Origin of the sequence: Magnetofaba australis IT-1, from assembly GCF_002109495.1 — a bacterium.
GTDB lineage: Bacteria > Pseudomonadota > Magnetococcia > Magnetococcales > Magnetococcaceae > Magnetofaba > Magnetofaba australis.
The window spans coordinates 1-7,750 of sequence record NZ_LVJN01000010.1; the positions used below are offsets into that span (position 1 = coordinate 1).

The 7,750-nt window shown below is 48.5% G+C and carries 5 protein-coding genes; 4 read left to right on the plus strand and 1 reads right to left on the minus strand.

Annotation, left to right across the window (positions count from 1 at the left end; translation table 11 throughout):
* The first annotated feature begins 235 nt into the window (after positions 1-235).
* Genes MAIT1_RS00800 through MAIT1_RS21400 form a run of 4 tightly spaced genes read left to right on the plus strand, consistent with a single transcriptional unit; the run spans position 236 to position 6,757 of the window.
* The gene (locus tag MAIT1_RS00800) at positions 236-3,412 is read left to right on the plus strand and encodes a CheR family methyltransferase (protein ID WP_085440122.1); all 3,177 of its coding nucleotides are present in this window, start codon (positions 236-238) and stop codon (positions 3,410-3,412) included.
* 11 nt (positions 3,413-3,423) lie between these two features.
* Positions 3,424-4,695, plus strand: a complete 1,272-nt coding sequence (locus MAIT1_RS00805; RefSeq protein ID WP_085440123.1) for a putative bifunctional diguanylate cyclase/phosphodiesterase — start codon at positions 3,424-3,426, stop codon at positions 4,693-4,695.
* A 5-nt stretch (positions 4,696-4,700) separates the two neighbouring features.
* Positions 4,701-6,188 carry a GAF domain-containing protein gene (locus MAIT1_RS00810; protein ID WP_085440124.1) on the plus strand — a complete coding sequence of 496 codons (1,488 nt, stop codon included), beginning with the start codon at positions 4,701-4,703 and terminating at the stop codon, positions 6,186-6,188.
* Entirely contained in the window at positions 6,179-6,757 is a 579-nt protein-coding gene (locus MAIT1_RS21400; RefSeq protein ID WP_143814590.1) for a heme oxygenase-like domain-containing protein, read from the plus strand. Before MAIT1_RS00810 ends, MAIT1_RS21400 begins: the two co-directional genes overlap by 10 nt.
* 277 nt (positions 6,758-7,034) lie before the next feature.
* On the opposite strand, the gene MAIT1_RS00815 is transcribed toward MAIT1_RS21400, so the two are convergent.
* Positions 7,035-7,750, minus strand: a 716-nt coding sequence (locus tag MAIT1_RS00815) for a DDE-type integrase/transposase/recombinase (RefSeq protein WP_085440125.1), incomplete at its 5' end; no start/stop codon positions are given.

Genomic DNA, 7,750 nt, shown 5'->3' on the forward strand with positions numbered 1-7,750 from the left:
GATCTGATGAAGACGCTGCCGGTTGAGTGGGCTGGGCAGCGGGAGGTGTTGGGGGTCTGAATAGTTGCCACGCAAAGCGATCGGCAATTTGTGATTCATTGCCCTATCCATTGAACCATGCCATAATAAAATATATTTGTGCAGCATTCCGATGCAGACACTTTATAAACTATGCACGTAATCTTCATTTCCACACGCTAAATTAGATCAAACCTCTTTTCCTCAGAAGCGGCTTATGAATCCCACATCAGAGACCCCTGTCATTGTCGCTGTAGGCGCGTCTGCCGGAGGGCTTGAAGCTCTTTCACAACTGGTTGCCACAATAGATGCTAGCTTACCCTATGCCTTTGTCATTCTACAGCATCTATCTCCCAACTACCGCAGCATGATGGTCGAGATTTTGAGCCGGGAAACGCAACTTGACGTTAAAGAGGCGGCTCAGGGTGATAAGGTTTTAGCGGGCATCGCGTACATTGTTCCAGCATACGCCAATGCCTCGATCAAGAACGGTCACCTACAACTGACTACCACGTCTCCTGACGTTGTCCCCAAGCCTTCGATCAACCAGTTTTTCATGTCCCTAGCGGGAGAAGAGCGTGAGCGCGCGGTTGGAATTCTACTCTCAGGAACTGGATCGGATGGCGTTTCTGGCCTCAGAGCAATTCAAATTGCTGGCGGCATAACCATAGCGCAACTTCCTGAAACAGCAAAATATGATGGCATGCCGCAAGCCGCCATCAATGAAGGCGTTGCGGATTACATTCTCCCCCCTGATAAGATCATCCAGAAAATCAATCACCTTCTTTCGTTCCCAGAACCTGAGGAACTGCTAGAAAGCCAGTTGATTCGTGATCTTCTGGTAAAGCTCAAACAACACATGAAGCAAGATTTCAGTGGCTACAAGACCAGCACACTGCTTCGTCGCGTACACCGCCGTATGGTTGCAACCGAAAACAAGGATCTGAAATCATACGTTGATTGGACAGATAATCATCCAGAAGAGTTTGAACTTCTTTCTCGTGATATTCTTATTTCTGTGACGTCATTTTTCCGGGATGTGACGGCATTTGACGCCTTAGCAATAATCATTCGTGATCTTTGTGATTCACGAGCGCCGGGCGCAGAATTCAGAGTCTGGGTCGCTGGCTGCGCAACAGGAGAAGAGGCCTACAGTATTGCAATCATGTTTGCCGAAGCTTTAGGTGATAAGCTTGGGCAATATCGTGTTCAAATTTTCGCCACTGATATTGACGAAGAGGCCATTAATATTGCAAGGCGCGGGATCTATCCTGCACAGAGCGTGCGCGGTATTGATGAAGCGCGGTTGCAGCGTTTTTTTCAATGCACTGGTAAAGAGTACGAGGTTAACAAGCTCTTGCGCGATATGATCATGTTTGCCCGTCACAACCTAGTCAGCGACCCGCCATTTTTGAAGCTCGATATTGTTTCTTGTCGCAACGTCATGATCTACTTCGACACACACCTTCAGGCTAAAGTACTGAGAACATTCCACTTTGGCCTCACACGAGATGGGTTTCTATTTCTCGGAAAATCAGAAAACATTAGCCAGGCAGAAGCTCATTTTTCACCACTTAAAAGGCGAGAAAGACTCTTCACAAAAGTTGGGGAGTCCCGCCCGGCGGAACACCACGAGCCAGCAATAGGCGCCAAGGGAACTTTTCAGCGTCGTGATCGCAAAACAGAATTGTTCCTGAACACGTTAGCTGATCATTTCCATGTCACCGCAGCACTGTGCGATACCCACGGTATCATTCAGCATACCGTGGGACATGTGGATCGTTTCTTATCTTTTCCTGTTGGAAGCACACGCTTGGTCATAAGCGATGTCGTCGTTGAGCCATTACAAGGTGAAATGCTAGCCTTGCTTCATCGATGTCAGAAGTCGAAGAAAAGGGTGTTTGGACGCAAACGGAGAATTGGCGATGAGCTTCTCCGCATCTGTATAGAGCCGGCATCTGATGGCGTTATTCCGATGTCCATCGTAATCTTTGAACCTGTATCTCAGCCGTCAGATGAACTCCACCCCGGCGCAATTCATGTTGACCCCGATGAAACGTTGGAAAGTGAGTTGGTCGCAACCCGAGAAAATATGCAGACCCTTGTTGAAGAGTTGGCGACCGCCAACGAGGAGATGCAAGCGTTAAACGAAGAGGCTCAAGCAGCCAACGAAGAGTTGCAAGCCACTAATGAAGAGTTGGAAGCTGCTAACGAGGAGCTTCAGGCCTCGAACCAGGAACTGGTCAGCGTCAACGAGGAACTCAATATAAAAAGTTTCGAACTCACCTCCTTGAATGCAGAGTATTCGCATCTTTACGATGCATTGGAGTTTCCTATCCTGGTGTTTGACCAGGAGGGGCTCCTGAGCCGGTATAACGCCGTTGCGGGACGGCGCTTTGACTTGCGTCCTTCATTGATAAGCCAGGCCGTCGCCAAGCTACGTCTTCCTGAAGCACTCCGTGATATAGAGTCACTGATAGATTCCGTCATCGCCGAGAGTGACCGTGCGTCCCGTATTTTGGAGATGGATCAAACGACGTATCACTTAATGGTGGCCCCAGGGTTTGACCATAATGGCGCTATAGTCACCATCGTCATTACACTGGTCGATGTTTCTGAAGTTGTCGAAACAAAAGCTCGCCTAAAAGAATCAGAAGCCAAGCTAGAAGTCCTGATGGAGAAAACCACGGTGCTCTTCGCCACGAAGAACGCCAATGGAGATTACGCGTATGCAAACAAGAGGTTCTTAGAAAGCTTTGGGCTGGAAGGAGAAGCGTATCAGGGTAAAAGCGACTTTTCTTTGCTGCAGGAAGCCATTGCTAAAGAGATGTGGGAATCCGATCTGAAAGCTTTGCGTCAGGGCGGAATAATTGAAAATGAAATTTTGCTTCAAAATGAAGCACGGCGTAGGCACATACGATGCAACCACCAATGTGTGAAAGATGAGACGGGTAAACCCATTGCTTTCATTGTTGAAGGAAAAGATGTAACTCTGAATAAAGAGGCTGAAGAAAAACTTCGCATTGCAGCGCGAGTTTTCAATCAAACTGGAGAAGCTATCATTGTGACTGACCCCTCCGGGATCATTCAAACCGTAAACTCTGCATTCACCGAAGTGACTGGTTTCAGCTTCTCTGAAGCCGTAGGTAAAGGAGCCAATATTCTCAAATCTGGCCGACATTCGAATGAGTTCTACGCTAACATGTGGCAGCAGTTGGCTGAGAATGGATCCTGGCAGGGGGAGATCTGGAACCGCAGAAAGAACGGTGAGATTTTTCCCGAGTGGCAGACAATCAATCGCGTTGAAGGGGAAGATGGGAAAACAGAGTTTTTTGTATCAATTTTTCTGATATCAGCAGCATCAAGAACGCGCAGAGGAAAGCGGAGTATTTAGCAACCCACGATGTGCTCACTGGCTTGCCAAACCGAGCGCTATTTCAGGACCGCCTGCGCCATGCGCTGGCTCAGGGCCGACGTCAGAATTTAAAAGTTGCTCTTCTGTTTATCGACTTGGATAATTTTAAGACAATCAATGACACGCTTGGGCACGAATACGGAGATGAGGCTCTTAAACAAGCTTCTGTGCGTTTGAAAGAGGTGGTTAGAGACGTCGATACAGTAGCTCGCCTAGGTGGAGATGAATTCACTGTCATCATCACTGGCGGCGACGAAGAGTTGGCCGAACATGTGGCTGAACGTATTGTGGATGACCTCTCCGCCTCTTTCCAAGTGAAGCAACATAAACTTCACATCTCCGCCAGCATCGGCATTGCATTTTTCCCAGATGATGCACAAGATTCGGCCAGTTTGACTAAATCGGCCGATGTCGCCATGTATCGAGCCAAAGAGCAAGGCCGCAGTCGGGTTGAGTTTTTCCGCTCGGATCTGCATGTTCGACTTCTAAAACGCGCAGCTATTGAAGAAGCGCTCCGGAGTGCTATACCAGCCAAACGCTTACGCCTTGTATACCAGCCAAAATACAATTTAAACGAAGAGCCCGCCATGATCGGTGCAGAAGCGTTACTGAGGTGGCGAGATGCAGATATGGGGGATATCTCTCCCGCAGAATTCATTCCTATCGCTGAAGCTTGTGGGCTAATTCATGAGTTGGCCATGTTTGTGGAAGACATGTTAATTCAACAAGTCAAGGAGTGGCGACACAACAAACTTTCTCCACCGCCAATCGCTATGAATGTATCCCCTCGCCAGTTGAAAGAGCCCACCTTTGCTCAGAAGATCGTCAAAAAGATCAATGATGCTGATATACCACATAACCTCATACATTTAGAAATAACTGAGAATGCGTTACTAGATTCCAATGATGCAGTTCGTTCCAATTTAGAATTCTTAGCAAAGAGTGGGATTGAGCTGTCTTTAGATGATTTTGGAACTGGATACTCTTCTTTAAGTCGAATTAAGAGCCTTCCAATTAAGGAGTTGAAGGTTGACAAATCTTTTGTCGATGGGTTGGGTGAAAATCCAGAGGATGAAGCCATTGCTCTAACAGTTCTCAGCTTAACGACGGCTCTAGGATTACGCAGCGTTGCAGAGGGGGTAGAAAACCATAAACAGCTTGATTGGCTACGCCAGCATGGATGTGAAACTGTCCAGGGCTATTTGCTACAACGTCCTTTAGAATCTGATCACTTTGAAGATCTTCTGGCAAAGAATGGATAAGCGTTATGGACTCTCATTCTATACCGCGGGGATTTTTGACTGAATGTGAAAGCGAACAGCTTCACCTCTCAGGCGCTATTCAAGGTCATGGCTGCCTTCTTGTCACAGGCGCAAATGAAACCATAACCCATGTATCTTCAAATATTTCTTCTTTTCTAAACCTTGATCCAAAGTCGGTTCTGAATTGTGAGCTTAGTCAGGTTCTGCGCTTGCCTGAATCACGTCCAAAGATAGATTCTGGCAACAGATTGCTGACCGATGCATATCACGAGCCTTCAAATACGCAGCTTTCTGCACAGTTGGTGAGAGGGGCAGATGAGAGCTTAATGGTTGAACTATATCATCCTAGCCTTCAATCCGCATCATCGGCACCGATACGACATCATGACTTTGCAAAGAATCAGCCACATACACCTGAAGAGCTTTTGATTGAAGAGCAGTCTGTCATTTCTTACGTGATGTCGCTCTCCGGATTTCAAAGAGTTCTCTATTATGCTTTCCGTGAAGATCATGATGGAGAGGTGCGGGCTGAGTGCCGACAAGAAGACGCTTATGGCAGCTACCTTGGATTGCGTTTCCCTGCCAGTGACATTCCACACATTGCACGAGTTCTATACAAACAAAATCCATGGCGTTCAATTCCTGATTCTCAGGAAGCGTCTGTGCCGATTATTTCTCTTCATGATCTGAAGCCCGACTTGACATGGACTGACCTGCGCAGCGTCTCTCCTATACACCAAGTTTACCTGGCAAATATGGGGGTTCGTTCCTCTCTCTCATTTCCAATTGTGGTAAATGGTGAACTGGTCGCCCTCATCGCCGCCCACCATAGAGAGCCTAAATATCTTCCACTGTATATTCTTGAACAAATCTCTAAGAGAGTGAAGGCGCATGAGTTTGCGGTATCCAGTTTTCAGACTCATACACGCCTACGCATGATTGATGGCATTGATCACTCTCTACACCAAGTTCAAGGACTGATAGAGAGAATGGGCGGATTGGAAAACGCGTGGCCGGAGTTTTCCGCCTGGTTGATTAAACGGTTTCAAGCAGATGGCGCTGTTTTGTGCCTGGACAATGATTATCTTACCTCAGGACTGGATATTGGCGCTGACGCATTAACTCGTCTGGATGCGTGGTTCTGTCATGACCAGTCTGATCTTATCGCCTCAACAGACTCAGTCAGCCTGACTATCTCCCGTTTTCCTCTTTCCGAAGTAACTGGCGTTCTGGCGCTATCGATCCTCGCCCCCAAATGCCCTTATTTCCGCCTTTACCTCACACGCGGTGAACATATCCATGAAATATCATGGGGCGGACGCCCGGATAAACCTCTTGAGCATCATGACGGCGCATTGGGAATCGCCCCTAGACACTCGTTTGAAAAATGGATTGAGAAACGAATGGGGCACTCCAGGCCATGGTCTCGCGAGGCCCGTATGTTGGCGTTGAAACTACGCGCGCTACTTATGGAGCTTAGATTATGCAAGTGACGCCTGAATCCGTTGTGTTAAAAACTCTGCGCGAGGCCACTTGGCCCATTCATCAAAAACTGGATCGGCACCCTCTCCTTGCCCCCCTCACTTCCCCAAAATTGGATAAGCGCCTCTACACCAATGCGCTAGCAGCGTTGGCTGGTCCATTTACAGCATTCGAACACTCTGTGCATGGCAAGGCTAACCAGTTTGAGTGGGTAACCGAGTATCAGATTCGTTCTGGGTCTCTGTCTTCTGACTTACGTCAACTAGGGTCTGCCCCGTTTGCATTCACCCTGGATAACTGCCTCCTTGAAGATGAAGCATCCCTCCTGGGATTGCTTTACCTGCTGGAAGGATCTCGGTTCGGCGCATCGGTAATTGCCCGAAATCTCAATCAAGCACTGCCTGATGATTTACCCAAAGAGTTCTTTTCCAACCCAAGTCCACCAGAGTGGCCAACATACTGGCTGAAACAGGCAAATCAACTTCCAAGATCAGCTCATGACAAGTTGCTCTCCTCCGCGACCAAGAGCTTCACCATCTTTGTCTCACATCTCGATCTCTCGCTAAAATTCACAACGTGACTTGCCATGGGAAATCATGTTGAAATTGCAGATCAACTTGGTTCAAAGTTAATTTATGAGGCAATGCCTTCGTGGCGATCTGTCACTCAAAGCAGACTTAGTGACCGCGCCAGATTCTGCTCGAACAGTATGATAAATGGTGAAAACGCCCCATTTTTCTGACGCTAGCATCATGACTGACCATAACCGAACCAATGCTTTAAATGTCATTCTCCGTCTTGACCGCCACTGTGCTGGTTCAGCGGAAACATGACAACCGTCTAAACCAAAATATCAGTTAGCTGTTCGCCTTTTCAGCCATTTTTTGGGATGGCTGAAAAGACTGCTTTTGGTGCGTCGTCCGACGCCGTTCTCTGGCCGCCTCAAGCTTTTGATCTCGTTCGGCCAGGATCTGCACATGCCGCCCTTCCAGGCGATCCTGTGGGGTGACGTAGTCGATGGCGCTATGGAGCCGCCGGGTGTTGTAATGCTCGACGTACTTTCCCACAACCCGCTGGGCATCTTCCAGCGATAATGGCGTCTGAGGCCGAATGCACTCACGCTTCAAACTACCGTGAAAACGCTCCAGCTTTCCGTTGCTCTGCGGATAGTAAGGCGAAGTCCTCACATGCGTCATGCCGGATTCCCGGATGAACGCCTTAAAATCGTTGGCAACGAACTGCGGCCCATTGTCTGAGATCAGCCGCGGCTTAGCTTCCGGATAGGCCTCCTGAGCTCGGAGCAGGACCACTTCAACCTCATCTTCCTTCATCGACTCACGAATCTCCCAGTGGAGGATAAACCTGCTACATCCATCCAGGACACTGCACAGATAGTAGAACGTCCCCTGGATATTCAGATAGGAGATGTCCACATGCCAGTGTTTATGCGGCTCCGAAGGCTGTTTGAACCCTGTGCCCTTCTGCGAGGGCGGTGGGCTCCAACGACGCATCAGCCCGGCAGTTCTGAGCACACGCAGCACTGAAGAGGGGCTGACCGCCACCACGCCTGCAT